Consider the following 24849-nt stretch of genomic DNA (forward strand, 5'->3'; position numbering starts at 1 on the left):
ATGGAACATCCTATTAATATATTAGAGCGTTATTGGAAATTCACCAGTTTCAGACCCGAACAAAAAGCCATAATCAACGCTGTTATTGATGGGGAAGATACCTTTGTTTTACTACCAACAGGTGGCGGAAAATCGCTCTGTTTTCAAATACCGGCTTTAGCAAAAAAAGGCATATGCATCGTTATATCGCCACTTATTGCACTAATGAAAGACCAAGTGCAAGCCCTAAATAACAAAGGTATTAAAGCCATGTCTATTACAAGTGGTATAAGCTATAAGGATTTAGACACCTTATTAGATAATTGTATTTACGGAAACTACAAGTTTTTATACCTCTCACCAGAACGTTTACAACAGGAATTAGTACAAAGTCGCATCAGGCAAATGCACGTAAATCTTATTGCTGTAGACGAAGCACACTGTATTTCGCAATGGGGAAGTGATTTCAGACCCGCTTATAAAAACATAACACTATTACGGCAATTACAACCTAGCGTTAATGTGGTAGCGCTTACTGCTTCAGCAAAACCAGATGTAGTTCAAGATATTGTTAAAGAACTCGATTTTATAAATCCAAAAATTTTCAGGAAATCTTTTGTAAGGCCAAATTTAGCCTATATGGTATTTCATGAAAACGATAAATATTATCGTCTTGAAACTATTTTGAAAAAAAACGCCGAATCTTCAATCATATATGTAAGAAACAGAAAACTAACCTTAGACATTAGTGCGTTTTTAAATTCAAAAAATATTACTGCAACTTATTACCACGGTGGGCTTTCAAATATTGAAAAAGATAAAAACATGACCGCTTGGTTGCACAACCAAAACCAAGTTATGGTAGCTACAAATGCTTTTGGTATGGGTATTGATAAACCTGATGTAAAAACGGTTATTCATTTAAATTTGCCCGAAAGTATTGAGAGTTATTTTCAAGAAGCCGGAAGAGTTGGAAGAAATGGCGAAAAGGCATTTGCCATTATATTAAAAAATAAAAGTGACGAATCTTTAATTAAAAATCAATTTTTAAGTGTTTTACCTACAGTCAATTTAGTGAAACAAGTGTATAGAAAGTTGTGTAACTATTTTCAAATTTCTTATGGTGAAGGAGAGTATTTAACTTTCAATTTTGACTTTAATACCTTCTGTAAAACCTATAATTTTAGTTCTATATTATGCTATAACGCTATTTTATTGTTAGACAGAAATAGTATTATCACCTTATCAAAACAATTCAAAAACAAAGTAACTATTCAATTTATAACATCAAACAAATCGCTTTTCAATTACCTTGAAACCCATCAAAATTATGGTATTATCGTAAAATCAATCTTGCGACTTTATGGTGGTGTTTTCGATCATATTACTAAAATTGATTTATCAAAAATTACTAAAAAAGCATCGGTTTCAGAACCTGTACTAATTAAAACACTTCAACAACTAGAAGAAGACAAAGTTATTAGTCTAAATTTAGCAAAAACAGATGCACAAGTTACTTTTATTGAACCTAGAGAAGATGATAAAACAATAAATAGAATCGCAAAAATAATAGAACAACAAAACAAACTAAAACAACAACAAGTTAAAGCCATGCTTGATTATACCGAAAATGACTCGGTTTGTAAAAGCATGCAACTCCTCGCCTATTTTGGAGAAAAAAATCCTGAACCTTGTGGGATTTGTTCTGTTTGTTTAAATTCAAAAGAACAAAAAAAGAAACCACAAGATTTAAAAAGTATTAGAAATCAAATTATAGAATTATTAGAAAACGGAGATCAATCTTCTAGAGTTTTATTATCGCATTTAGATTGCGAAGAACAGGACATGAAAACCGTTTTAAAACTATTATTAGAGCACCAAATTATAAGTATTACTCAAACAAACACCTATAAATTAAGTCATTTATAAAGTCCATAATGGGCATTTGACAAAAAAAAAGAAAAAAAAAGTAAAAACGAAAAAAATATAACTAAAGGATCACCTTCTATAAACTGGGCAGTAATTTAGTGCGCTACTTGACTTTGTATAAAATTTCTGGTACCTTCGTTTAACGTTGGATATAAAACATCTGTACTGAATTTGTTTCAGTAATAATACAATTTCATATCCGTAAAAACATTAAACGAACCTCTCCAAAAATATAATTATTCTAATTAAAAACAGAAGTTAACAAACAGATGCGTTAGGGATTGCAGAGGAAAGCCCACAGCCTGACGAAGGAAGTGCGAGGACTTGCAACGTAAAGCCCGACCCTTTTCGGGTAACGCCCAAATTAAAAAAATAAAAAAGAGATGAAAAAATTAAGCATTGTATTTATGGGCACACCAGATTTTGCTGTTGCCACATTAAAAATATTAGTTGAGCATAACTATAATATAGTTGGTGTTATTACCGCACCAGACAAACCTGCAGGACGCGGAAGAAAACTGAATGAAAGTGCTGTGAAAAAATATGCGCAATCTAAAAAATTAACAATCCTTCAGCCTACAAATTTAAAAAACGAAAGTTTCCTTGAGGAACTAAAAGCACTTGGTGCAAACCTTCAAATTGTGGTAGCTTTTAGAATGCTTCCAAAAGTGGTTTGGCAAATGCCAGAATATGGTACGTTTAATTTACACGCCTCTTTATTACCAAATTACCGTGGTGCAGCGCCCATAAACTGGGCTGTTATAAATGGCGAAACGAAAACTGGTGTTTCCACCTTCTTTATTGATGAAAAAATTGATACTGGCGATATGATTTTTCAAAAAGAAATTGATATTGAATCTCATGAAAATGCTGGAAGTCTGCATGATAAGTTAATGGATAGTGGCAGTGAATTAGTTTTAAAAACCGTACATGCCATAGAACATAATAAAGTAAAAACAATACCACAAAAAGACACTAAAAATATAAAAACAGCTTATAAGCTAAATAAAGATAATTGTAAAATTAACTGGAAGGATTCCATAGACAACATCTATAATCACATACGTGGCCTATCGCCATACCCTGCGGCTTGGTGCACCTTAATAAATGATGAAGAGAAACTAGATGTAAAAATATACAAAGCTGAAAAGGAATTTGAAAACCATGCTTTTGATTCAGGAACTATTATAGCATCAAAAAAAGATTTAAAGGTAGCGGTAGCAGAAGGTTACCTGATTATTAAAGAAATTAAGCTCCCAGGAAAGCGTGCTATGGATATAAAATCACTTTTAAATGGCTATACTTTTAGTAATAATGCTAAAATGCTCTAAACCCTTATGCCTATTGATACTATCAAAATATCGATAAAAAGCACTTTCTTTATTAACAAATGCCGTAAGTTATCAACAAAACAGGGTTTTTCCCTTGCCATTACTTGCGTGGTTGCATAATCCGTATAAATTTGTAAAGGATTTAACAAAAATGTTTAACCGATTTATTAATTACTAAATTTTATATTATGAACAAAACAGATTTAATTGACGCAATGGCAGAACATGCTGGAATTACTAAAGCAGCAGCAAAAAAAGCATTAGAATGTGCTTTAATTGAAATTGAAGGTGCTTTACAAAAAGGAAACAGAGTTTCTTTAGTAGGTTTTGGTTCTTGGTCAGTTTCTAAAAGAGCTGCAAGAGACGGAAGAAACCCACAAACTGGAGCTACTATCAAAATCAAAGCTAAAAACGTAGTAAAGTTTAAAGCTGGATCTGATTTATCAAGTGCAGTAAACTAATTATTTACGCCTTTAAAATATTAAAAGCTTCCATAATAATGGAGGCTTTTTTTTATATATCGCTTTAAGAGTTGCATTTTAAATAAATAAATATTAGATTTAGTTATTAATTGCTCAAAATATGGTTACAACAAAACCCAAAAAAGGAGATTTATTAATTGCTGAGCCTGCAATTATTGGCGACGTTTCTTTTAACCGCTCCATTGTACTTCTTGCAGACCATTCAGAAGAAGGTTCTATTGGTTTTATACTTAATAAACCCCTAGAGTACAACATAAATGATTTAATCCCCGAGGTTGAAGCCAAATTTAAAGTTTACAACGGCGGACCTGTAGAACAAGACAACTTATATTTTATACATAAAATCCCACAATTAATCCCTAACAGTATTGAAATCTCTTTAGGTATTTTTTGGGGTGGCGATTTTTCTAAAGTTGCAGAGCTTATAAAAGATGATACTATAAAAGAAAATGATATTAAATTTTTCTTAGGTTATTCAGGTTGGGAGTCTAGCCAATTAGAAAATGAACTTAAATCCAATGCCTGGGTAGTGACTGAAAATGTTTATAAAAAAAATATCATTGAAAAGGATTATGAGACGTTTTGGAAGGAAAAAATGCTAGAATTTGGTGGAGAATACAGCATTTGGTCTAACGCACCAGAAAATCCAAGTTACAACTAAGCCAACCTTATTTTTACGTTCAGTTTTTGAAGCAATAATTTAGACACTTCATTTCCAAAAATCTTTTTCCTATACTTACTTACAGGTTGTATACCAGTAATCACATTAGTAATAAACATTTCGTCTGCTTTTTGAATTTCAAACGGAGATATTGAGTCTTCAACCAACTCATATTCTGGTAATACTTTAATGATGTTTATAAGTTGTGTACGCATAACGCCTTTTAAGCAACCATCAGTCAATGGAGCTGTTTTAATCGTATATCCTTTTACTAAAAACATATTACCATTAAGCGCTTCAACAACATGCTTGTTTGTATTAAGCAACAAGCAATTATTCAGATTATTCTCTTTGGCATAAATACTTCCAACAACATTTAAAGCCTTATTATTTGTTTTTAAAGTTGATAGTAAGCTAGGAGACACATAATAATCTTTAAACAAATCTACTTCATAAAAATCTTCATTTAATAAATAAAAATCATCAGAAATAGGTTGTACTGAAATCACGAAACTAATAGCGTTTGTTGTTGGTGTGTAAAAACCACCTTCGTTTCTATGAACTTGTAATTTAACTCTTGATGATTTTTTGAGTGTTTTATTAGCCTGTAAGGTTTTATGAATTTGGTCTTCCAAGAATTCCATAGTAAAATTCATGGGTATTTCCATACGCATAATACGCATAGAAGCCATTAATCTAAAATAATGGTCTTCCCAAAAAAGTAATTTACCACTAACAACCTTTATGGTTTCAAATAGACCATCACCATAAGCGTATCCTCTATTTTGAGTTGATAAAATAGTATTATTTTCTAAAAGTGTGCCGTTAAAATTTATCATAAAAAAATCCCGCTATCATTTGTTTGAAAAGCGGGACAAATATAATTGAAAATATACTATTTAGAGTTAGGCAGAACCCAATACTTGCTTTAAACTAGAAATTTGATTAGTCCATAACATTTTTGCTTCATCAACCTCATCATCTTCTGCAAAATCCGTAACCATTAATGATACATCTTTAGTAATTTCATCCACTTGGATTCTAATTTCAAAAAAACAAGTTAATCCATCTTCTTCATCTTCAAGCCATCTAAATTTTACGCGTTCTCCGGTTTTCTTATTAAGTAACTTAGCTTGTTCTTCACTATCGTCCCAAATAAAGGTGAATAACTCTCCCCGAGAATTTACATTATCCGAAAACCATTCAGATAAACCCGATGGTGTTGATATATATTGATATAATAATTGTGGCGAAGCATGAATAGGAAATTCTATTTCAAATTTAACTTTATCGTCCATATGCGTGTTTAAAATTTATGATGCTCAATATATACATTAATTGATAAGTTCTACTAAAATTTTTAATAATATTTTCCTCTACTTCTATTTGCATACAACAATATTGTTTTTATATTTGCAGCCTTAAATTATGGCGAGGTAGCTCAGCTGGTTAGAGCGTCGGATTCATAACTCGGAGGTCGGGGGATCGTGCCCCCCTCTCGCTACACAGAAACCAAGGGAAAACCCAAGATATGAATCTTGGGTTTTTTATTTCAGGTACAACATAGGTACAACAAACGGTTCTTTTTTAATTACATATTCCATATTAAATCATATAACATTAAATTCTATGAAACCCTGTTATTTTCTTATGTTAATTCTTTAGAATAATAGAAATTTGCTGGCAATCCCCCTGTATGCCAAAACAAAACATTTGTGTTTTTATTTAATTTACTATTATTAAGATGGTCTAGCATACCATAAAATGCTCTACCAGAATAAACGGGGTCGAGCAAAATACCTTCTGATTGTGCCAAGGTTTTTATTGCTTTTAACTCATATGTAGTTACTATACCATAGCCTTTAGAATCATAGCCCCTAATCAACGTAGCATCCTTAATTGAGTACTCCTTTTTTAATCTAAATAACCTTTGCCCTTCCAAAAGTAGTTCAAGTACAGCTTCATCCAAAGTCTTGTCTCCATATCCCAATTTATCAATACTTATAGGCATTAAACTAATATCTAATTCATATAAATCAATACCAAGTTTTAGTCCCGCTTGAGTCCCTCCAGAACTAGAAGCGAAGAAAATATAATCCATTTTCAAATTCATATCAGTCAATTGCTCCTTCAGCTCTTTCATCGCTTCCACAAAACCAAATGCTCCCAATAAGTTAGATCCACCATATGGAATATCATAAACTTTTTTCCCTTTTTTGTTTAACTTATGTTTTAGCAATTCTAAATCCTCTCCTTTTCTATTGTCTCCTGTAAAGTGAATATTTGCTCCCAACAAATGAGATAATAATAAGTTGCCATCATAGTTCTTAGGTTGGTTTCCTCCCAAAAGCAAATGGCACTCTATACCAGCTTTAGCACATGCAGCTGCTGTTTGCCTACAATGATTAGATTGCTGTGCTCCAGCTGTTATAACTGTATCAGAACCTTTTTCCAACACATCATGAATAAAATATTGTAGCTTCCTTGTTTTATTACCTCCAGATGCTAAACCTGTATTATCATCTCGCTTAATAAACAGATTATAATCTGGATACATTTTTGATAAATTCCCCAACCTTTCTAGCGGTGTAGGGAAAAATCCAAGGGTATATTTTTCTGGTAGCATTTTTTACTAATTTTTAATTCATACTAATATATAGTATCTTTAGAAGTAATAAAAATGCATTATAATATTTTGTTATTCAAATACTTATATGCCGCCCCAAGAAAAAACATATCATTTTACTCCAGTATTTGAGTATTCGTCTTCAATGCACTGGATAGTGCTTTTCATTTGTATTGTAATCGGAATAATCATAATTTTTCAATCCGTTAGAATAGCATTCAGTAAAAATAAAACCAATAAGACCACATACAGATATTTAATTTTAGCTGTACTTTTTCTGCTTTACAATTTATTGAATGGTTTGCTCCCTAACACATCTTTACCAGGACCAATTTTCATCCAATATATTACAACTTATAGCATCTCTATAGTAATGTGTGTCTATTTGGTTTGGTACTTATACCAAGAATTTAACATCATAACTCCAAATAAATTCTTCAAAATAAAAAACCTAATATGGATACTTTCATTCACTTTTGTATTTCTTTTTGTTTTACCCTATTACTTCACTGAATCATTAAATTTTGCAAGAAGTCTTTTTCTAGTATTTCCAACATTCCTCTCAATAACGTTTCTAATCTATTTCTTTATGACCATAAAAAAGGAGGTTAAAAGACAACGTTATTTTAAAATTCAGACATATTTGGGACTCTCCTCTATTTTCTCAATAATCCTATTACCACTACTTACCTATTTTGGAGATTTTCAACCTATCACTCAACCCTTGGTAACAATGGCATTCTTTTTCGTTACTATAATGGAAATAAACAGCTACTCATATAGATTAAAAAACACGTATATTTTGAAACGAAACATTGGAAGAGAATATAATTTCACTAATAGAGAAAATGAAATTGCTATTCAAATACTTAAAAGAAAAAATTACAAAGACATCTCTAGTAATATGTTTATCTCCTATGGCACTGTTAGAAAACATGCTTCCAATATTTTTACAAAATCTAATGTCTCTAATAAAGATGAGTTTATAGATAAGTTTAAAGAATAACTATTCAATAACCACCAATTTCAACTTTTTTATTTGTGAATAAAAGTTCACAGTGAATATACACACTATCTACACAGTTTATATTTTTGTTACTCATCATTATTCACCATATTTAAGTTTCATTAGAAATAGTAAGCCTCTAAAGAAAAATTGATTGAACCCTAATACTTTTTCTCTCATCTTTTCAACCAAACAACCGCCATCAATTTCAAATTCTTAAGGGTAATTTCTATTTCCTAATTATTAGGTTGGATGGAATTTGAAAAGAAAAATAATGAGCTAATTAAGCAATTAGAAGACATCAAGTATAGTTCTGCTGGAATAATTGATCGTTCAATCAAATCCATAATTATCTGCAGAAACCTTCTTAGTGAATTTAAGAAAATTATTGTAGCCCATGAATTCGAATCAATTCAAGATGAAGTAGATTTTTTCAAAAGAATAAAGCAAGTTCCTTTTTCTCAACTTATTTATTATTCTGAAGTACGTTCGTTTGAAATTCAATTTCCAAAAGTGGATAGGGCTGAACAATTGAAATTTATAAAAAAGAAAATCAACAAATTAAACCGCTTCTTCCTTTATAATCTTGATTTTGGACAATATGTAAATTCTGGTGCATCCCACTTCGACAAAGCTTATTATACCAGGGACCATCTGGACACCTATCATATTACTACTTCAAAATTCTATTTTCAAGACCCAGATTTTTGTACCCCAAGGGATATGCTTTTAGGCAAGTTTAAAGCTTATCTTTCCCTTGTAGGCTATATGGACCAAAAGCAGCATTACGTAAAAAATAGCCTTAATAGTAAAAATATGAACATACAACCAACAGAAAAAATCCCTTGGCCATTCACAAATACGGATTGGGTAGAACTACTCTACGCCTTATGTGCTAATGGGTTAGCAAAACAGAATGGTCAAAGTATTACAAAAATATCCAAGATATTACAAGAGGTATTTGACTTTACCCCAAAGGAAATCTATAAAACCTTTCAAGACATCAAGAACAGGAAGAATAGTCGTACACTATTCCTTGACCAGCTGACAGCTTCCCTTCTTTCCGAAATGAATAAAAGTGAGGAATAATCGCTAATACGTTTTATTCAATCGCTTTTTTTAACTGTTAAAATATAACCGTACTACGGTTAACCTACGGTAATTATATTTTAGGGCAGTTTTCAATAAAATTTAGTGCCATTTAAGCATATGTTATTAAAAGAACATCCTCTAAACAGCCTTAAAACACATCGAATTTCAAAATGTTAAATTTTGACCGTAGTACGGTTGTACTGGGGAATAAAATCCATTAAAGCTATTCAAATTTGTAGAACGAAAGTCAAATCAGGTCAGGGACTATCAAATTAATTGACAGCAAAGCGATAGTCCCTTTCCATAAAACCGTTCTATTATGCCGGCAAATATTATTACAACAGACGACCTTCGGGAATTCAAAATGGAATTGCTCGATGACATTAAAAAACTGCTATCCAAACAAACAACTGGAAAACTCAAAAGGTATTTGAAATCTTCAGAAGTTATGGACTTGCTTCAAGTGAGTCCGGGCACTTTACAAAATCTTCGTATCAACGGTACATTACCCTACACTAAGGTAGGTGGCATTATCTATTACGATGCGGAAGAAATTCAAAATATAATGACTGGCAACCGAGTGCAGCACGGGTTAAACTCTTAGATGATGAACTATATAAAGCTACTTAACGCGGCTTTTGAAAAGTTCTATTTTGATGACCGCCTTAATCCTACACATATTAGTTTGTATATGGCATTGTTTCAAGAATGGAACAGCAGCCGCTTTGCAAATGAATTTTATGTAAACCGTAGAGATTTAATGCGTTGTGCTAAGATAGGCTCAAAATCCACTTACCACCGATGTGTTACAGATTTAGACTCATGGTTCTACCTATCCTATTTTCCATCCAATAATCCATATAAAGGCAGCAAAATCAAGATGTCCATTATCAGTACAAGTGATGAACCTGTAACGGGACAGTACAATCCCGTATTAGAACAGCTTGCGGAACAGTACCGTCCCAGAAGTGAACAGGTAGTGTACCTACACCGTCCCACCAGTGGACAAGCATTGGTATCTAATACAAACAATATCAAACAAGAAAACTATATAAAACAGCCAAAGGGCAGGCAGGCCGTTGTTTTATTTTTTGAAGAAAAAGGTTTTAATGCTGATGAAGGAAAAAAGTTCTTCGAGTATTACCAAGAACGAGAATGGCAAACAAGTGACGGAAAACCGATACGAGATTGGCGTGCTTTAGCTACAAACTGGATGGACAGAACCGAAATATTCGATCAAGAAAACTCTTCAAACAAAAAAGAACCGTCCCAAAGACAGGACAACTTGCGAACCACTAAAAACAAAGACTATGGACAACCCCTCTAAAATAACCGAAGGTGGCGTGGAATATTCGCTCGGAAAATTTGATGGCAAAAGTGTACTCTACGATTTTCCAAAAATTCTAATTTATCTGAATGCTAAAGGTAAACTTCTATTCGGCAAAAAATTTAGAATTTACGATGAAGACAAAGACATTTTATTGAAGCTCTGTTCCTACTTCATCAAGGATAAAGAAAATTGTAAAAGCTACGGAATAGATATCAACAAAGGCATTCTACTTTCTGGACCAGTAGGCTGCGGTAAAACAAGCTTAATGAAATTAATGAGACATATCGTACCAATGCAACGTCCTTATGAAATGATTCCTTGTCGCAATGTAACTTTTAGCTTCAACCATCTTGGATTCAAAACCATTGAGGAATATGGCAATACCAAATTTTACTGTTTTGATGATTTGGGTGTTGAACCTGCTGGTAGGTTTTACGGTAAAGATTTGAACGTAATGGGAGAAGTGTTACTATCTCGCTATGAGCTGTACATGCAAACCAAACATAAAATTAAAACGCACGCAACCACCAACCTAAATGCCGAGGAATTGGAAGAACGCTACGGCAACCGTGTCCGTAGCCGGATGCGAGAATTGTTTAATCTTATTGCTTTTGATAAAGGGGCTGGAGATAAGCGAAAGTAATCTAACTTCTAAATGATTTATATATTAAAATCAGTTCTGAAATATATTGTATTGCTATCTCCTTTAAACTTTTGGTTAATTCTAAAAAAATATCTTTCATAATATTATTGCTTTTGTATCGATAATAAAATGACCGATGCCATCAATTTTATATTTGCTGAACTTGACAAATAGGCGTTTTCATCTATATTGGATAAGAAGCCTAGTTCTAATAGTATGGAACTGCACTGGCTTACTGTTTCTTGAAGTACCTGAAAGTTTGCAAACTTCACGCCTCTACTTTCATATCCTATGGCTTTGCAAATCATCTTTTCAATTTGATAACCCATATAAATAGATTCTTTAGAATAATTTGTTTCCTTGTGTGAAGCATAAACTTCTATCCCTCTTGCATCTGGATTATCAGAATGATTACAATGTAAAGAGACAAACAAATCAACTTTTAGAGCTTTGGCCAGCTTGGTTCTATCCGATAGTGAAATGAGTGTATCACTATACCTGGTTAAATAAATATCCAAAGGTTTATCCAATTCATTATTTAGCTTCAAAATGGCATTTGCAATATCCAATACAACATCTTTTTCTTGGATTTTATTTATGCCTATCGCACCAGCATCTTTTCCCCCATGTCCAACGTCAATTACAATTCGTTTTTGAGCACTCTTTTCTTGTCCCAAAACGATACACATTTTTAGAAGCAAAAAGACAAAACTGACGTTTTTGAGCGCTTTTTTCATTTTCAATTTTCAGGTTATCAACAATTTCCCTTCAAAAACTAATAGAATTTGATGCCAAATAATAGCAATTAAATTCAATTGATTTCAAATAATATTTTTTTCACAAATATTTGATTTTAAGTTATTTATGTACAAATATATGTAAATTTCAGAAAGAGAAAATGAATAAAAAATTAAACCCTTTTATTATGAAAAAATCAATCTATTTAGCAACTTTTTTATCGTTGCTCTCAACATCACTTTTTGCTCAAATTGGGGGAATTGAAGATTCCGTTAACGATGTGGGCGATACCATACGTACCATATTTCCAATTTTACTTGGTGTCATTTTTCTTGTTGGTTTCTTGTTTAATGCAGGACATTTCTTTGGGGAAAACGCAGACCTTAAAAAAGGAATTACTAGAGTGCTTGTGTTTGTTTTGATTGCTGGCGCAGTTGTCGGCATCTTCACATACTTAATAGGAATCGTAGTATAAATGAACCCTCATCGAGGGCTTTATTAGAATAGCTGTATGAAGAAATACGAGGTCTATAAAAACATTAGGAAAAGGGCGGTCATTTTTGTGCTGCCTATTTCCCTGTTTGCGTTAATGATGGTTTCTATTTTGGCTTCGCTGCTCATCATTATCTTCTCTTTCAGCTTCGGGATAATAATCGGCATACTCGTTTTTAATGCTGCTCTCTACGTAGCCTTAACGAGAATAACACATAACCCACAAATTTTTCAGATGGCAAACCCCTTCCCAAGAATAATAAGTAACAAAAGAAACTCTGGCTTCTATTATGAACAAGATTAATCTTTCAGCATATCAACCTATTGTCGATATTCAAGACAATATCATATTTGCTAATAATGCCAATGTCGTACTGTGCTATGAAGGAACGCTACCAGAAATTTATTCGTTATCTGAAAAAGACTTTGAAGATATACACGGTGCTTGGTTTCAGGCCTTGAAATCATTGCCTATTGGAACGGTAGTACAAAAACAGGATATATATCTTAAAAAAACATACACTTCAGAAGCACTTCCAAATACAACGTTTTTAGAAAAAGCGACACACGACCAATTCAAAGGACGTGATTATATGGAACATCGTTGCTTTTTGTTCTTTACGCTCACAAAGAACAAAGCTCTGAACAATTCAAAATATGTCAACCCTTTCCGTAAAGTTTCCAAAGGGATTACTCAACAATTAGATGACAACGTTAAGGGCTTCATCGGTGCTGTTAGTGATTCCGTTTCCTTTATAAACAATAGCCGTAAAATGACCTTTGTTTCGCTCAACGCTCGCGACATACAACAGTTAACCAATGGCTATTTCAATGGATTTAATGATGGATTTGATACTGATATCATATTAGATAAAAAAAGCGTCAATGTTGGCGAAAACCATTTTGATGCCCTAGCTATCAATAGCGAACTGTGCTTTGGCGAAAGTGTGCAGAGTAGCAAAACCAATGAGAAATTCACTTCTGACGATTTTGTATTTCATCAAGGGTTTATTGATGGCTTAGGGCTTACGCTTAATGAAAATCATATTGTCAATCAAATCTTGTATTTGGATGACAAACAGAAGTGGCGCAAGCTACTCGATAAGAAAGTTGAGGAACTCAACAAAAGCTCAAACTTCGGTTCTCAGAACAAAGTAGTGCTTGGGAAAATTCAGCACATACTAGACCAAATCAATGCGGATGATAATGCCCGTATTATTCGTGGTCATTTAAATATAGTCTACTGGGATAAGAACCCAGAAAACTTAAGTAGAATCGGTTCTAAAATAAAGACCGAATTTAAGGAACTGGATATCATTCCATACTATCCTAGAGGTGAGGAACGGAAGAACTATATACTAAATAGTTATTGCTGTTTTTCTTCTAATTTTTCAAATAGCGATTTGTATGTAACAGATTTAAAACACGCACTTTGCCTGTTTATTAATAACACCAATTACAATTCGGATGCTACGGGAATCATCTTTAATGACAGAGAGCATAACGTTCCTGTTCTAAAGGATGTTTGGGACGAACGCAAGAAACGCATTAAGGCAAGAAACTTTGCCATTTTTGCACCTACTGGCGAAGGCAAGTCCTTTTTAGCAAACAACATTCTACGCCAGTATTTTGAAAGTGGTGTCCGCCTAGTCATCATTGATTTGGGTGGTTCGTACACAAAATTTGCCAAACTATATCCCGAAAAATATACTGTCCTTCGTTATGAAAGTGGCAAAAACTTGGGTATCAATCCTTTTTATATAAGTGATGCAAATGACCTAACACCAGAACGTTTGGAAGACTTGTCCGTTTTCTTGTTTGAACTTTTCGCTTCAGATTTAAAAGTTACCAAAGCACAATCGGTTTCAGTTAAAAAGATATTGCGCCATTATTACAACAATACTTCAGAAAATCATTCTTTAGATGGTTTCTACAACTTTATAGAAAGGAATCAGGAAGACCTTCTGGACACCTTAAAAATCCATCCCGACTACTTCAATATTACAAGCTTCTTGCACGTAATGTCCGAATATGTCGGCGATGGTCTATACAGCTTCCTTTTTGAAGTAAGTGAAGACCAGACCTATAAAATTGAGGATAAACGATTGATTGTTTTTGAGCTGGATGAAGTAAAGGACAATAAGGAAATCCTGTCCGTTATGTTGAAGCTGATTAAGTCAGCCATCCAAAGAACGATATGGAAAAACAGAGCTGAAAAAGGCATTATCCTTTTCGATGAGTTTGCAAAGCAACTGAAGTTCGAAAACGTACTGGAAAGTGTTGAATTCTACTATCAAGCGATTCGTAAACAGAATGGTGCGATTGGTATTATTCTTCAATCTATAAACCAGCTTCCCAACAATTCAACATCGGCAAGCATATTAGAAAATACACAGGTCATTTATAGCCTAAACAATGAAAAAGGCTATGATGAATTGGTTAAAAGACTCAACCTATCCAGCCACGATTTAAACCAATTAAAATCCATCAAAAACAATCTTTCCGGACCAAGGAAGTACACCGAAATGTTCATCAAAATAGGAAAGGAAAGCAACATTTTTAGGCTAGAAGTTCCTAAAGAAGTGTACGCAGCATACTTAACCGATGGGCAGGAAAACGAGGCCATAATGGCCATTTATGAAAAGACCAACGATATGGAATTGGCAATTAAAGAATTCACATCTAAAACATAATATTATGAAATCTAAAATCTTAATTATCGCAATCATATTCACTTTTTTATTGCCTGCACGCGCTGCGTGCCAGGGAATGCCAGTTTATGACAATACCAACTTTATCAGCTTGGTAAAGTCACTTGTAGAATCGGCAAAACAGACCTCACAACTTATCAAGTCCGTAAAGTTCTTGAAAGATGCAAAAGAAAGTATCGAGAAAGTATCTAGCGTAGTACAACAACTTAGGGCAGTTCAGGAAATTGCACGGAACAACCAACGCCTTATCAATGTAATGCAAAATGATTTACAGGATATTTTAAACTCGCCTTACATCAAGCCCGAGGAAGTTACACGGGTTGCGGAATCATTCGATGCCATAGTCCAAAATTCTTTGGACACAGTTGATTTTATGGGTGAAATTTTATCCAGCGATAATCTAAAAATGTCAGATGCCGAACGTGCTGAAGTCCTAAAACAAAAAGAACAGGAATCTAAGCAGATGGTTTCTAACATCACTACCAAAACCAAGCGCTATCGTGATATCATTTCCTTCAGAAAAATGCAGGACAAAGTAAATAACCGAGAAACGAATTACTAATGAGTTTTGGGCTTGAATATGTAGATACAGTCTTTCAGACTATACAGGCTAGTGACTTTTCGCAATACACCATTGCAGGAATGAAAACGCTTGCCGTTTTGTTCTTTCTGGTCAATATCCTAAAAAAATACAATGATGGCATTGCGGACAAAGACGGTTACACTTGGGGATTAAGCCCAGGGGAATTGACCAAGAACTTTGCAGTCGTTCTTCTGGTCATATTTTCAACACAGGTCCTGGGCTTTTTCGATAGCATCTTGGTTTCTATTGAAGCGCAATATCGTGGTACAGCACCCGCTTTATTGCCTTTGCAAATGCAGGATATTCCTATTGAGGAAGATGTAAGCATTATAGAAGTAGTACAAGCGGCAATGACGCTGTTATACGAAGCCTTGGTCACACCCCTTTACGGTTTCAAAATATTTGCATTTATCATAAGTCTTTTTCTTTGGATTTTAGATTTGTTTATCTACCCACTATTTCTTGCTGAACGCTATTTTCTATTAGGTATAATGCAAGCTTTTTTTCCGCTCGTAATAAGTCTGGCGGTTTTTGAAAAATTCCGTTCGCTTGCCTATACATTTTTCAAATTGTACGCTGCTGTTTATATGTTAGTACCAGCCTTCTTTTTGGTCAATGTATTTGTAAATGCGCTCTATACTGAAATCAATACGAACTTCTGGACAAACCTTTTTGGGACAGATGTTGGTCAAGGCTTTTTTGCACCTGTGGTTCAACTTGGGTCAGTTGGTTTCATTGTTTTTCTAAAATTCAAATTATACAAACGAGCCACATCATTTACCCTCAGATTGTTTACCAGTTAATTCCAATAAAAATGAAAACCTCTTACAAAAACATCTACGCAATCTTAAAATTAAACAGGTTTATCGTGTTGGCAGTTATCATTTTTGCAATGCTATCCAGCACCTTTTCACTTTGGATGGCATTTAAGACGAATAAAGAAGCTCTTAATAGTGCTTTTGCCATTAATACCGACGGCAGTATTATTCCCCTAAAGCTCGTAACCCAAAAAGAAAATTTCAAGGTAGAAGCATTAGCTCATCTAGACCTGTTCCACAACTACTTCTATAATATCGATGCCAGTAATTATGAGCGTAATCTGGAAAAGGCACTTTGGTTGGGCAATAGTTCTGTGGACAATCTATATCGACAGAAAAAAGCGGATGGTGTCTATAACCGATTGCTGCAATACTCGCTAGTTCAGAAAGTACTGAGTATTGATTCACAAATCGAAGAACAAAACGGAACTTACGTCTTTAGAACTGTTACCATTTTTGAAATCAATAGAGGTTCAATCATAGATACCTACGAACTTGTTTCTAGTGGAAATTTAATTCCAGTTGAAAGAAACTTTCCAAACAATCCGCACGGATTGTTGATTACAAACTATTTCGAGAACACCTTAAAAAAAATAAACGATGAAAATTGAGCCGACCCGCCTGCCGTCGCGCAGGTAGTCGGCATTTAAAAAACCACGATTATGAAAGTAGAAAAAAATAAAATTGTATTTGCAGCTGTATTGGCTGTGATTTTCATATTTCTGATATCCTATTCTATAATGGTTATGGGCGATGACGAAAGTGATAAAGAAAACCTTGAACAAACCTTGATACCCGATTTGGATGAAAACCAAAAAGAGTATGATTCAAAACTGGATGCCATAAATGATTTGAAAGAAGTGCGAGAAAATAATGCACCAAGCATCTATGACGAAAAACTGATTGATTCCTTGGGCTTTTATGACCCAGACCTTCCAGAACGGGAAAAAGAACGCATTGTAGATAGTATTTATGATGCTGGTAAGATTCAATACTCTGAAAAGAAGTATCGAAACCTTGGGCAAAAGAAAGTTACTCAAAACAATACCCAGCAAATTGATTCTGCCGAAATAAGGCGAGAACAAAAAATTGAAGCTAAAGAATTGGGGCTGGAACACCAACTGTTCTTTGCTGCTTCGCCTAAACCGAATGAAATTTCGATTATAGGCAATACAGATGCAATTATTTATGTGGTTGTAGATGGTGACCAGGTTGTCAAAGCAAATACCCGATTACGAATGCGCCTTACTAAATCAGCAACTATCAACGGTAAGCTGATGCCAAAGAACACACCGGTTTTTGGGTTTATAAGTTTTCAGCCCAATCGTGCTTTAATCGAGATTAAAAACGTACAACATCATCCCACCAAACTTAAAGCTTTCGATTTATTGGATGGTAGCGAAGGTATCTATGTGCAAAACAATTTCAGGGCAGAAGCTACCACAGAAGTACTAGATGATGTTATAGGCGATATCAACATTCCAACCGTTCCACAAGTTGGCGGAATTACACAGGTATTTAGACGTCGTAATCGAAGTGTGAAGGTAACCGTACTTAACAACTACAAATTAATTCTGAAACCAAAACTATGAGGCCCATAATGGGCATTTAAAAACGCACTCTTATGAAAAAACATATCATTATTTCAGCAATAATTATTACCGCTTTGGCGAAAGCTAACGCTCAAGCAACACACGTACTCGATACCATTTACGCAAACGACACTAAAAATGTCGCGCTATTTTTCCCAGAACCCATACGACAGGGTATAACCGGTTCAGATAATTTTGTCTTTACCTACAATCGTGAAAAAGAACAGTATTTCGGATTACTTCAGGCGAAGCCTGGGAAAGAAAGTAATCTACTGGTAGTCAATAGAAATGGCGCAATTTTTTCGTATATTGTAAGATATAAAAAGCAGCTGTCAAAGCTCAATTATTTCATTCCATTATCAAATAGTATTGGGAATGAAAAACCAATTGTAACCGATTCGATTGTTTCCGAATCTAATCAAGAAAGTATTGATAACAACACTTATTATCATCAAAAATTCTGTTCTTATCTTCTTGATAGAAGACAATATCTTGGTAGGTATATAAGACGAAATAATGGTGTTATTTTAAGGATTGAAAATGTTGTTTTTGATAAGGAAGAACTCTATTTCGTTATCCGAATTGAGAATAGATCTACCTTGGATTATGATTTAAATTTCTTAAACATGTCGATTGAAACACGACAGAAAGGAAAAATGAAATCTTTGCAACGCCTGTACCAAAATCCTATATACAAACATAAACTGCCTTCGAAAATTGGAGAAAGTGAAATGGTACGGTTTGTTTATGTACTGCCTAAATTTTCATTGTCCAATAACCGCAGAGCAATTTTGGAATTAAACGAAAAGAACGGTGAACGCAATATAGAAATGAAAATATCACATAATTATATCAATAACCCAAATTAGAATGTTATGAAAAAATTAGTCATTTACTCACTCCTATTGTTGTTCCTTTCTTGTTCAGAAAGCAAAACAAAATCCCCTTCTGAAACTGGCAAGGCAGTTGCGGAAAGTTTTTTCTCTAAAGATGAATCAGCTCTTAAAAAGCATACCACTGCAGAAGGCTATGCCAGTTTGATTACCGTTCAAAATATGCTGCCAGATTCCGACAAAGACATCGAAGTAGAAATTTTAGACGAAGTTTTTGATGGTGAACTTGCTTGGATAAAATACAGTACTACCTACGATGGGAAAACAGGCATTTTTAAACTGACTAAAGAAAACGGTCAATGGAAAGTTACCAATAAAGGTCCGAGGGAAAAAGGGCCTTTTTAAAAAGAAGTTTTAATTTAATTTTTCTCAAGGTTAATTTCCCAATAACCTCTAGTATCTCCGTGGCGTACTAAAAATCCTTTATTCTTGATAGCCGTAATATGTTTTCCTACAGCAGATTCGTTAATACTTAAAGCTTCAGCTATCTCATTATATGTTATTGAAGGATTAGCAGCAATTAGTTTAAGTACTTCTTTTTGTCTTTTAGTTAGAGCTTCAGTTGCATCAATTGCACCACCTATTGCACCACCTATTGCACCACCTATTACACCACCTTCTTGATTATCTTCTATATCATCAACTTTAACAGAAGTTTCATTGGTGTCTTTTTGAACAGCAAAAGTCATTCTTAGAAAATTATCGGAAAAACTAAAACTTTCTTTTCCATAATGTCCCAAAATACGAGGGATGCCAGAACCTAATTGTTCTACTAATTCTAAATCTTTAAAAATACGCATTAGTTCCTTATTGCGTGGAACTGAAAAGCCTTCGAAAAATTCTTGCTTACTCAACCCTTCAGGTAAACTACCTGCCGATGTGATTTCAATTCTATCCGCAAAGATTTCAAACTTTGGGGTAATCTCATTTGTATAATCATTATGCACAAAGGCATTGATGATAGCCTCTCTTAATGCAATAGGATTCCAGAGACTAGCCTGTTGTCTTTCTTTCGATGTAATCCTTGTTGTAGTTCTATTTTCTACGGCAATTTTATCAATTACCTGTCTAGTAGCTTTTACCAAACATTCGTGACCATATTCGTTACTTTCTATCAAGTCTGTTCTAGTTGTCCCGGAATACTTAGCAACCTTGATAGAGGTATTGTTTTTATCTGCCAAAAGATAGGCGGCATAATTAAATGCACCATCTTCGGTCAATAGTTCCAGGTTCTTTGCAAATGCTTTGCCAAGTGAATATCCAGATTCCTCGTAGTAAATTTTTAACTGGCTAAAGCTTAAATCTTGTCTGGCAGCTTTAATTTTACTTATAGAATTTCTGGTACGTTTAGCAAAGAGTTCGTCAATCATTTTTTGTGGCATTGGTTCAGCTGCTGAACCCAAACGAATGAAACAACCCTTTTCACTCATCCCATATTTTTTAAGATGATATGGTTTTTCTGGACCGCTGGCCACAATGATTTTTAGGATGTCCTTGCCGTCCTTTTGCTCACTCACAATATCGAACAAACCAAGTGCTGAAGGACGGATATTATTCTTTAGCCTGTCCTTAATTTTCAACTGGTCGCCATCAGCATCTGCCAAACCATAAGTGTTCCCTTCTTTATCAATACCGATATAGATAATGCCACCTTCACGATAGTTTAAAAAAGCAATAACCTCTTTTTCAAGTCCATCGGACAGTTCTCGTTTGTATTCTATGCGGTTTGTTTCGGTCATTAAGAAATAAAATGGACAGTAAAGATAATGATATTTAATTTTTAAAAATCGACCTTGCCTCATCATAAACTCTCTCAAAATTAGCTTCTAAATCAGATTGAGAAAACGGTTTTGACACCCTCGGCAATTCCCTTTGAATATTTGCCAATTTAAACTGAACTTTCTTATCCTTTCCATCTGCATAGGTAATAAACTCGCCTTGTTTTAACCTAAAGAAAACATCTGCTCTAATTTTTGGAATTTCCTTTTCTCCAGTTGTAATTCGTGTATCAAAATCAAGATTATGCCCACGACTTATACTTTTAGTAGGGTCTTTAATGATTTCAAAAAAGCGTTCATAATATTTAGCCGTATCAGGGTCGTTTACCTTTCCAAAAAACTGATAGGAAAGATTACTTAAAATGGCTTTGCTTGCCTTATCTCCATACATCATATCGTTCTGAATTTTATCCTGCATTACATAAATGGTGGCAATGTCGTAACTCCTTAATGTTGCAGGAATTCTATGCATATTCAATAATCGAATTGTTGGTGCTTCTTCCAACAACAAAAATGAAGATTTAGAATTTCGCACGCTCATTTGTTTAGTAATCGTGTGAATAATAGTAGCAATTACTGGTGAATAAGATGTTTCATATTTTGGATTGTTTACTACCGAAATGATTGAAGGATTATTTACGTTATTAATATTCAATGGCACTTCATCTGCGGATAAGGTCATAAAAATACGCTGTGTGCTAATTCGTTTCAGGGCATTTGCCAATGTACTCTTAACACCTGCCGTCTGTCTGTCCGAATCCTTACCACTAATAAAAGCATCTGCCATCGCTCTCGATGTGGTGTTGGTTTCCAAAAACTGAATAAGGCTATCTGTGTCCAATAATTGATAAATAGCTATCAAATGTGGAAGAGTACAATATTTAGGATAGTCGGTTTTCAGTTTCCAAATCAAACCACCAATTAAACCTTCAGCGGCATCATTAAAGAATTTAGTTGTTCCAGTTGTTCCACTTTCCCTTTGTTCCAAAAGGTTTTCAATAAGCACTCTTGAAACTTCATTTACGCTTTCCTCGTTCTCTAAATAACGTGGTGCAATAGGATTTACCCGATGGATGATTTTATTGAAGGAAATAACCTTAAACGGAATATCACTTTCCTTAAACAATGGATATGCCATTTCGGTCAGCTCAAAGTCCTTATAGTCGTGAATGATTCCGCAAAAACTCTCTTTCCGGAAATGTTTTAGAAATCCATAAATAACACTTTCGGTTTTTCCGCTTCCGGCGGATCCGATGACGGACGCGCCACGTTTAATATTATCTAATTTGAAATTTCCTTTATTCGTAGAAAAACTGACCTGATATTTAGTATTTCCATTTTGTGCGTTTTCAGTTTTATGCAGAAAAACATACAATCCTATATTAATTAGCATTAGAGGACATACCAGATACAGCAATATGGATACTAATTCGTTTTCTTCAGAAATATAGAATACAAGAAATGAAAGCATAGTGATATTTAATAAGAACGCATATTTGCTTACTCGAAACATCGCATAGAAAACAGTACTGGTCAAACCAATGATTGAAAGTATCGTTATAAGATTGTCTATTTGCATACCCACTATATTCCTATTGAACTTGATTTTATGGCCACTTCAGCGCCTCGTCTTAATCGTTTGAAAACACGAATTGCGATTTGTGTTTGACTAACTGGAATACTTGGCACTATCGGCAATCCCGTTTTTGTAATCATTTTGAAAGCCAATGCCTTTTCATTTGCTGGTAATTTCATTAAGGTGGCAAAATAGAGACTGGGATTTTTTATAAAATCTTTTCTCGCTTTGTAGGTCTCGGCAAAGTTGCGTTTGTAGCCAAAAGTCTTGTCAAAGGTTTTTTCTGCTTTTTCAAAAAATTTGTCTCGATCAAAACCCCGTTTTACGGTTTCCCCATTCAACTTCACATTGGAAGCTTTGTATTTGCTTCCAGGTGACAAACTGAATCTATTGGACACATCCTTACGGCTCACGATGATGTGGATATGACTTTGATTTCCATCTTTCGCCATTCCCTGGACAATCCGTTTTCCATTTTGTTGATGTGGTGCTTGTCCTTCCAGTTTAGCGATTTCCTTTTTCATCTTTTTGATATTTCCTTCAGCTCGTCCTTCTTGAATATTTCGGATATCAGTTTTGAGTTGCAGTATTCTTGTGGCGAAAGGTTGATTCTCTTTTACCTGAAAATCCGTCCCCTTAAATGTGCGTTGGTGTTCGACTTTCGCATAATAATTTATGTCGTCGATACTGATAGGTCGTCCTTTGATTTCCCTATTAAATGAAGCCATATAATCCTTCATCAACTCGCGAGTATATCTCTTTAAATCTTCACTACTGTTCTGAAGTTTTCGCAATTCATATTTTGAAGGACTCACGGTAATTGAATAGAATCTTGGTTCGTGTTTTTCCAATTTTGCGGTGTTCCCATCTATTCCCCTAATGACTTCCTCGGTTGAAATCTCATCGCCATATTGATTGAAAAAATGTTCCATATCCTGATGTTCCAAACCTTGATTTTCTTTCTCTAAATAGCCCACAAAATCTGCTGAACTTTTGGAAAAGTTACCGCCCATTTTTTGAGGTGTGATTGTGATGTACATAAGCTAAATTTTTAAAGTTCATTGTTGATGTTTCGCTTTTACCGCTTCGCTCTCCCTTTGGTCGTGAATCTCGCAGACTCGATTTCGCGAAAGCGTACTTCTTTTTTTTCCTCAGCATATTTTTTTTCCAAAATGAGCGGTTTATTTTTGGGTTCGTCCATTACAAAAAGGGATTGCAACATTGCAACCGTAGGTTTGGTTTGGGTCTTTTCCACGTCTCGCATTATGGCGATAACTGCATTGATTCTTTTGAGTAACTTAGCTTCGATAGTACGTCCAGTTGGTCCCAATTTTTCCCTTGGGGATATCTCATTGTAAAGGAAAAAATCAAGGATATTTTCCATTGCTTCCGTGTGCGTTTTGAAGTGCTTCTTGGAAAATTCCTGAAACCTTTTGGCAGTTTTCCTTTTGAACCTGATAGTGATGAATGAATCCATTTCCTTTCGCTTTTTTAAAGATTTGACGTAAATCCATCCCTGTTTACTGGTGTTTCAAGACCATTTGACGCAAATCGATGGATTTTTTATATCTACTTTATTTTTAAGCGCTTAAAAATCAATAGATTAAAATGAAAATAGAATACGTAACGCGGCGCAGCCCGTTACCCTCTTGCTATTCCTTTTCGTCCCGCAAGCGGGACAAAAATCCATACAATCCGGCTAAAAAGCCGATGGCCATTTTGAAGGAAAATGATTTTCCAGTATGTTTAATTTCGATGTGTAAGGGTATCGGCGAAAGTCAAAAAGTGGATAACCTTACTTTAATTTGTGCGCTGAATTTTAGCAATGTAAAGATACATTTTTTTCTTGAATTGGATATCAATTGCATACAAAAACACCTCTAAAAATTCAGAGGTGCATACTTATCAATTTTAAAAATCATATCATATGTTAAAAACGAATTTATAAGAATATAAATTCCGTATTGCTTCTTCTTCAATCATCGTTTCAAAACAGGTATAATTTTCTCTTACGTATTTGCGGATGGCATCCCCAAATTTTCGTTCTACATCTTTTTTAGAATTTTCTAAAAGTCGGTTTTGAGCCTCTTCGCTCAAGTCTGTAAAATTGAGATATACCATAGCTATTTATTTTACAAAATTCCATTATCAGAAAAACTATAGTAATCGCCATCGGGTGCAAAAATCAAATGGTCAAGAATAGTAATATCAAATAGTTTTGATGCCTTTTTAATCTTGTCTGTTAGCGTTTTATCAGCTTCGCTAGGTATCAATTTCCCGCTAGGATGATTGTGCGTTAAAATAATGGCTACCGACAAGGACTTTAGAATGACTGCAAATAAAATACGAAGGTCAATTAATGTACCCGTAATACCACCCTGCGAGAGTTGATAAACCCCTTTAACTTTATTACTATTGTTCAACAATACTACCTTAAATGTTTCTTGTAATGCAATGGTATCTTTATCCCAATCTTCAAAAAGTAGTTCAGCTGCATCTTTAGAATTTCCTATTTTCTGCCACTTAGAAGATTTCAGTCCACCTTTGTAGCTTATTTTTATTTCGTTAACTTGTGCTTTACTCATTGCT

Annotated in this window: 27 protein-coding genes and 1 tRNA gene; 18 read left to right on the forward strand and 10 right to left on the reverse strand. The window is 34.3% G+C overall.

Annotated elements, in window-relative coordinates; all coding sequences use genetic code 11:
* From P8K68_RS09440 to P8K68_RS09455, 4 genes are all read left to right on the forward strand, one after another.
* Entirely contained in the window at positions 1 to 1908 is a 1908-nt protein-coding gene (locus P8K68_RS09440) for a RecQ family ATP-dependent DNA helicase (protein WP_300249988.1), read from the forward strand.
* Between the two features lie 383 nt (positions 1909 to 2291).
* Positions 2292 to 3239 (forward strand): methionyl-tRNA formyltransferase, encoded by a 948-nt coding sequence (gene fmt, locus P8K68_RS09445; protein ID WP_300249991.1) that lies wholly within the window; start codon positions 2292 to 2294, stop codon positions 3237 to 3239.
* Between the two features lie 188 nt (positions 3240 to 3427).
* The gene (locus P8K68_RS09450) at positions 3428 to 3700 is read left to right on the forward strand and encodes an HU family DNA-binding protein (RefSeq protein ID WP_300249994.1); all 273 of its coding nucleotides are present in this window, start codon (positions 3428 to 3430) and stop codon (positions 3698 to 3700) included.
* Between the two features lie 121 nt (positions 3701 to 3821).
* The gene (locus tag P8K68_RS09455) at positions 3822 to 4382 is read left to right on the forward strand and encodes a YqgE/AlgH family protein (RefSeq protein WP_300249996.1); all 561 of its coding nucleotides are present in this window, start codon (positions 3822 to 3824) and stop codon (positions 4380 to 4382) included.
* On the opposite strand, the gene P8K68_RS09460 is transcribed toward P8K68_RS09455, so the two are convergent.
* Both P8K68_RS09460 and P8K68_RS09465 read right to left on the reverse strand, forming a co-directional pair.
* Positions 4379 to 5221, reverse strand: coding sequence for an aminotransferase class IV (locus tag P8K68_RS09460; RefSeq protein WP_300249998.1), 843 nt, complete (start codon positions 5219 to 5221; stop codon positions 4379 to 4381). The two genes, P8K68_RS09455 and P8K68_RS09460, sit on opposite strands and share 4 nt — an antisense overlap.
* 66 nt (positions 5222 to 5287) lie before the next feature.
* Positions 5288 to 5680 carry an START-like domain-containing protein gene (locus tag P8K68_RS09465; protein WP_300250000.1) on the reverse strand — a complete coding sequence of 131 codons (393 nt, stop codon included), beginning with the start codon at positions 5678 to 5680 and terminating at the stop codon, positions 5288 to 5290.
* Positions 5681 to 5812: 132 nt separating this feature from the next.
* Here P8K68_RS09465 and P8K68_RS09470 point away from each other — a divergent pair.
* A tRNA-Met gene (locus P8K68_RS09470) sits at positions 5813 to 5886 on the forward strand.
* A 144-nt stretch (positions 5887 to 6030) separates the two neighbouring features.
* Here P8K68_RS09470 and P8K68_RS09475 read toward each other — a convergent pair.
* A complete protein-coding gene (locus P8K68_RS09475) occupies positions 6031 to 7008 on the reverse strand; it encodes a D-cysteine desulfhydrase family protein (RefSeq protein ID WP_300250003.1) in 978 nt (325 codons plus the stop codon).
* Positions 7009 to 7096: 88 nt separating this feature from the next.
* Here P8K68_RS09475 and P8K68_RS09480 point away from each other — a divergent pair, with 88 nt between their 5' ends.
* The 5 genes from P8K68_RS09480 (at position 7097) to P8K68_RS09500 (ending at position 11079) form a co-directional block, all read left to right on the forward strand.
* A complete protein-coding gene (locus tag P8K68_RS09480) occupies positions 7097 to 8014 on the forward strand; it encodes a helix-turn-helix transcriptional regulator (protein ID WP_300250006.1) in 918 nt (305 codons plus the stop codon).
* Between the two features lie 252 nt (positions 8015 to 8266).
* Entirely contained in the window at positions 8267 to 9103 is an 837-nt protein-coding gene (locus P8K68_RS09485; protein ID WP_300250008.1) for an RteC domain-containing protein, read from the forward strand.
* A gap of 322 nt (positions 9104 to 9425) precedes the next feature.
* Positions 9426 to 9710: a helix-turn-helix domain-containing protein gene (locus P8K68_RS09490; RefSeq protein ID WP_300250011.1), complete on the forward strand. Its 285-nt coding sequence runs from the start codon at positions 9426 to 9428 to the stop codon at positions 9708 to 9710.
* A 3-nt stretch (positions 9711 to 9713) separates the two neighbouring features.
* Entirely contained in the window at positions 9714 to 10433 is a 720-nt protein-coding gene (locus tag P8K68_RS09495; RefSeq protein ID WP_300250179.1) for a hypothetical protein, read from the forward strand.
* A complete protein-coding gene (locus P8K68_RS09500; RefSeq protein ID WP_300250014.1) occupies positions 10417 to 11079 on the forward strand; it encodes an ATPase in 663 nt (220 codons plus the stop codon). The genes P8K68_RS09495 and P8K68_RS09500 overlap by 17 nt, the downstream gene beginning before the upstream one ends.
* A gap of 104 nt (positions 11080 to 11183) precedes the next feature.
* Here P8K68_RS09500 and P8K68_RS09505 read toward each other — a convergent pair whose 3' ends face one another.
* The gene (locus P8K68_RS09505) at positions 11184 to 11768 is read right to left on the reverse strand and encodes an N-acetylmuramoyl-L-alanine amidase (protein WP_366143739.1); all 585 of its coding nucleotides are present in this window, start codon (positions 11766 to 11768) and stop codon (positions 11184 to 11186) included.
* Positions 11769 to 12004: 236 nt separating this feature from the next.
* Here P8K68_RS09505 and P8K68_RS09510 point away from each other — a divergent pair, with 236 nt between their 5' ends.
* The 8 genes from P8K68_RS09510 to P8K68_RS09550 all read left to right on the forward strand — a co-directional run bounded on the left by P8K68_RS09510 (position 12005) and on the right by P8K68_RS09550 (position 19251).
* A complete protein-coding gene (locus P8K68_RS09510; RefSeq protein ID WP_073243663.1) occupies positions 12005 to 12292 on the forward strand; it encodes a hypothetical protein in 288 nt (95 codons plus the stop codon).
* Positions 12293 to 12599: 307 nt separating this feature from the next.
* A complete protein-coding gene (locus P8K68_RS09520; protein WP_300250021.1) occupies positions 12600 to 15002 on the forward strand; it encodes a TraG family conjugative transposon ATPase in 2403 nt (800 codons plus the stop codon).
* Positions 15003 to 15006: 4 nt separating this feature from the next.
* Positions 15007 to 15582, forward strand: coding sequence for a conjugal transfer protein (locus tag P8K68_RS09525; RefSeq protein WP_300250023.1), 576 nt, complete (start codon positions 15007 to 15009; stop codon positions 15580 to 15582).
* Positions 15582 to 16406 (forward strand): hypothetical protein, encoded by an 825-nt coding sequence (locus P8K68_RS09530; RefSeq protein WP_300250025.1) that lies wholly within the window; start codon positions 15582 to 15584, stop codon positions 16404 to 16406. Before P8K68_RS09525 ends, P8K68_RS09530 begins: the two co-directional genes overlap by 1 nt.
* An 11-nt stretch (positions 16407 to 16417) precedes the next feature.
* Positions 16418 to 17032: a conjugal transfer protein TraK gene (locus P8K68_RS09535; protein ID WP_300250027.1), complete on the forward strand. Its 615-nt coding sequence runs from the start codon at positions 16418 to 16420 to the stop codon at positions 17030 to 17032.
* Positions 17033 to 17083: 51 nt separating this feature from the next.
* The gene (gene traM / locus P8K68_RS09540) at positions 17084 to 18013 is read left to right on the forward strand and encodes a conjugative transposon protein TraM (RefSeq protein ID WP_300250029.1); all 930 of its coding nucleotides are present in this window, start codon (positions 17084 to 17086) and stop codon (positions 18011 to 18013) included.
* Between the two features lie 32 nt (positions 18014 to 18045).
* Positions 18046 to 18882: a DUF4138 domain-containing protein gene (locus P8K68_RS09545; RefSeq protein ID WP_300250033.1), complete on the forward strand. Its 837-nt coding sequence runs from the start codon at positions 18046 to 18048 to the stop codon at positions 18880 to 18882.
* 6 nt (positions 18883 to 18888) lie between these two features.
* On the forward strand, positions 18889 to 19251 hold the full coding sequence (locus tag P8K68_RS09550; RefSeq protein ID WP_300250036.1) for a hypothetical protein: 363 nt from the start codon (positions 18889 to 18891) through the stop codon (positions 19249 to 19251).
* 14 nt (positions 19252 to 19265) lie between these two features.
* Here P8K68_RS09550 and P8K68_RS09555 read toward each other — a convergent pair whose 3' ends face one another.
* The 6 genes from P8K68_RS09555 to P8K68_RS09580 all read right to left on the reverse strand — a co-directional run bounded on the left by P8K68_RS09555 (position 19266) and on the right by P8K68_RS09580 (position 24845).
* Positions 19266 to 20645, reverse strand: coding sequence for an RNA-binding domain-containing protein (locus P8K68_RS09555; protein WP_300250039.1), 1380 nt, complete (start codon positions 20643 to 20645; stop codon positions 19266 to 19268).
* A gap of 34 nt (positions 20646 to 20679) precedes the next feature.
* A complete protein-coding gene (locus tag P8K68_RS09560; protein ID WP_300250042.1) occupies positions 20680 to 22263 on the reverse strand; it encodes a type IV secretion system DNA-binding domain-containing protein in 1584 nt (527 codons plus the stop codon).
* A gap of 5 nt (positions 22264 to 22268) precedes the next feature.
* Positions 22269 to 23300 (reverse strand): MobB family relaxase, encoded by a 1032-nt coding sequence (gene mobB / locus P8K68_RS09565; RefSeq protein WP_300250045.1) that lies wholly within the window; start codon positions 23298 to 23300, stop codon positions 22269 to 22271.
* Positions 23301 to 23338: 38 nt separating this feature from the next.
* A complete protein-coding gene (locus P8K68_RS09570; RefSeq protein WP_300250048.1) occupies positions 23339 to 23737 on the reverse strand; it encodes a BfmA/BtgA family mobilization protein in 399 nt (132 codons plus the stop codon).
* A 446-nt stretch (positions 23738 to 24183) separates the two neighbouring features.
* Positions 24184 to 24381, reverse strand: coding sequence for a hypothetical protein (locus P8K68_RS09575; RefSeq protein ID WP_300250051.1), 198 nt, complete (start codon positions 24379 to 24381; stop codon positions 24184 to 24186).
* An 11-nt stretch (positions 24382 to 24392) separates the two neighbouring features.
* Entirely contained in the window at positions 24393 to 24845 is a 453-nt protein-coding gene (locus tag P8K68_RS09580) for a JAB domain-containing protein (protein WP_300250054.1), read from the reverse strand.
* Positions 24846 to 24849: the final 4 nt, after the last annotated feature.

It is taken from the genome of Algibacter sp., from assembly GCF_029245835.1.
GTDB lineage: Bacteria > Bacteroidota > Bacteroidia > Flavobacteriales > Flavobacteriaceae > Algibacter_B.

Bases quoted from the DNA above. Each gene is read 5' to 3' on its own strand.
- P8K68_RS09510 (WP_073243663.1), top strand. From the start codon at position 12,005: ATGAAAAAATCAATCTATTTAGCAACTTTTTTATCGTTGCTCTCAACA.
- mobB (WP_300250045.1), bottom strand. From the start codon at position 23,300: ATGTACATCACAATCACACCTCAAAAAATGGGCGGTAACTTTTCCAAA.
- P8K68_RS09480 (WP_300250006.1), top strand. From the start codon at position 7,097: ATGCCGCCCCAAGAAAAAACATATCATTTTACTCCAGTATTTGAGTAT.
- P8K68_RS09465 (WP_300250000.1), bottom strand. From the start codon at position 5,680: ATGGACGATAAAGTTAAATTTGAAATAGAATTTCCTATTCATGCTTCG.
- P8K68_RS09535 (WP_300250027.1), top strand. From the start codon at position 16,418: ATGAAAACCTCTTACAAAAACATCTACGCAATCTTAAAATTAAACAGG.
- P8K68_RS09505 (WP_366143739.1), bottom strand. From the start codon at position 11,768: ATGTGTATCGTTTTGGGACAAGAAAAGAGTGCTCAAAAACGAATTGTA.
- P8K68_RS09580 (WP_300250054.1), bottom strand. From the start codon at position 24,845: ATGAGTAAAGCACAAGTTAACGAAATAAAAATAAGCTACAAAGGTGGA.
- P8K68_RS09575 (WP_300250051.1), bottom strand. From the start codon at position 24,381: ATGGTATATCTCAATTTTACAGACTTGAGCGAAGAGGCTCAAAACCGA.
- P8K68_RS09560 (WP_300250042.1), bottom strand. From the start codon at position 22,263: ATGCAAATAGACAATCTTATAACGATACTTTCAATCATTGGTTTGACC.
- P8K68_RS09570 (WP_300250048.1), bottom strand. From the start codon at position 23,737: ATGGATTCATTCATCACTATCAGGTTCAAAAGGAAAACTGCCAAAAGG.
- P8K68_RS09475 (WP_300250003.1), bottom strand. From the start codon at position 7,008: ATGCTACCAGAAAAATATACCCTTGGATTTTTCCCTACACCGCTAGAA.
- fmt (WP_300249991.1), top strand. From the start codon at position 2,292: ATGAAAAAATTAAGCATTGTATTTATGGGCACACCAGATTTTGCTGTT.
- P8K68_RS09530 (WP_300250025.1), top strand. From the start codon at position 15,582: ATGAGTTTTGGGCTTGAATATGTAGATACAGTCTTTCAGACTATACAG.
- P8K68_RS09440 (WP_300249988.1), top strand. From the start codon at position 1: ATGGAACATCCTATTAATATATTAGAGCGTTATTGGAAATTCACCAGT.
- traM (WP_300250029.1), top strand. From the start codon at position 17,084: ATGAAAGTAGAAAAAAATAAAATTGTATTTGCAGCTGTATTGGCTGTG.
- P8K68_RS09500 (WP_300250014.1), top strand. From the start codon at position 10,417: ATGGACAACCCCTCTAAAATAACCGAAGGTGGCGTGGAATATTCGCTC.
- P8K68_RS09520 (WP_300250021.1), top strand. From the start codon at position 12,600: ATGAACAAGATTAATCTTTCAGCATATCAACCTATTGTCGATATTCAA.
- P8K68_RS09490 (WP_300250011.1), top strand. From the start codon at position 9,426: ATGCCGGCAAATATTATTACAACAGACGACCTTCGGGAATTCAAAATG.
- P8K68_RS09550 (WP_300250036.1), top strand. From the start codon at position 18,889: ATGAAAAAATTAGTCATTTACTCACTCCTATTGTTGTTCCTTTCTTGT.
- P8K68_RS09495 (WP_300250179.1), top strand. From the start codon at position 9,714: ATGAACTATATAAAGCTACTTAACGCGGCTTTTGAAAAGTTCTATTTT.
- P8K68_RS09455 (WP_300249996.1), top strand. From the start codon at position 3,822: ATGGTTACAACAAAACCCAAAAAAGGAGATTTATTAATTGCTGAGCCT.
- P8K68_RS09525 (WP_300250023.1), top strand. From the start codon at position 15,007: ATGAAATCTAAAATCTTAATTATCGCAATCATATTCACTTTTTTATTG.
- P8K68_RS09485 (WP_300250008.1), top strand. From the start codon at position 8,267: ATGGAATTTGAAAAGAAAAATAATGAGCTAATTAAGCAATTAGAAGAC.
- P8K68_RS09555 (WP_300250039.1), bottom strand. From the start codon at position 20,645: ATGACCGAAACAAACCGCATAGAATACAAACGAGAACTGTCCGATGGA.
- P8K68_RS09450 (WP_300249994.1), top strand. From the start codon at position 3,428: ATGAACAAAACAGATTTAATTGACGCAATGGCAGAACATGCTGGAATT.
- P8K68_RS09460 (WP_300249998.1), bottom strand. From the start codon at position 5,221: ATGATAAATTTTAACGGCACACTTTTAGAAAATAATACTATTTTATCA.
- P8K68_RS09545 (WP_300250033.1), top strand. From the start codon at position 18,046: ATGAAAAAACATATCATTATTTCAGCAATAATTATTACCGCTTTGGCG.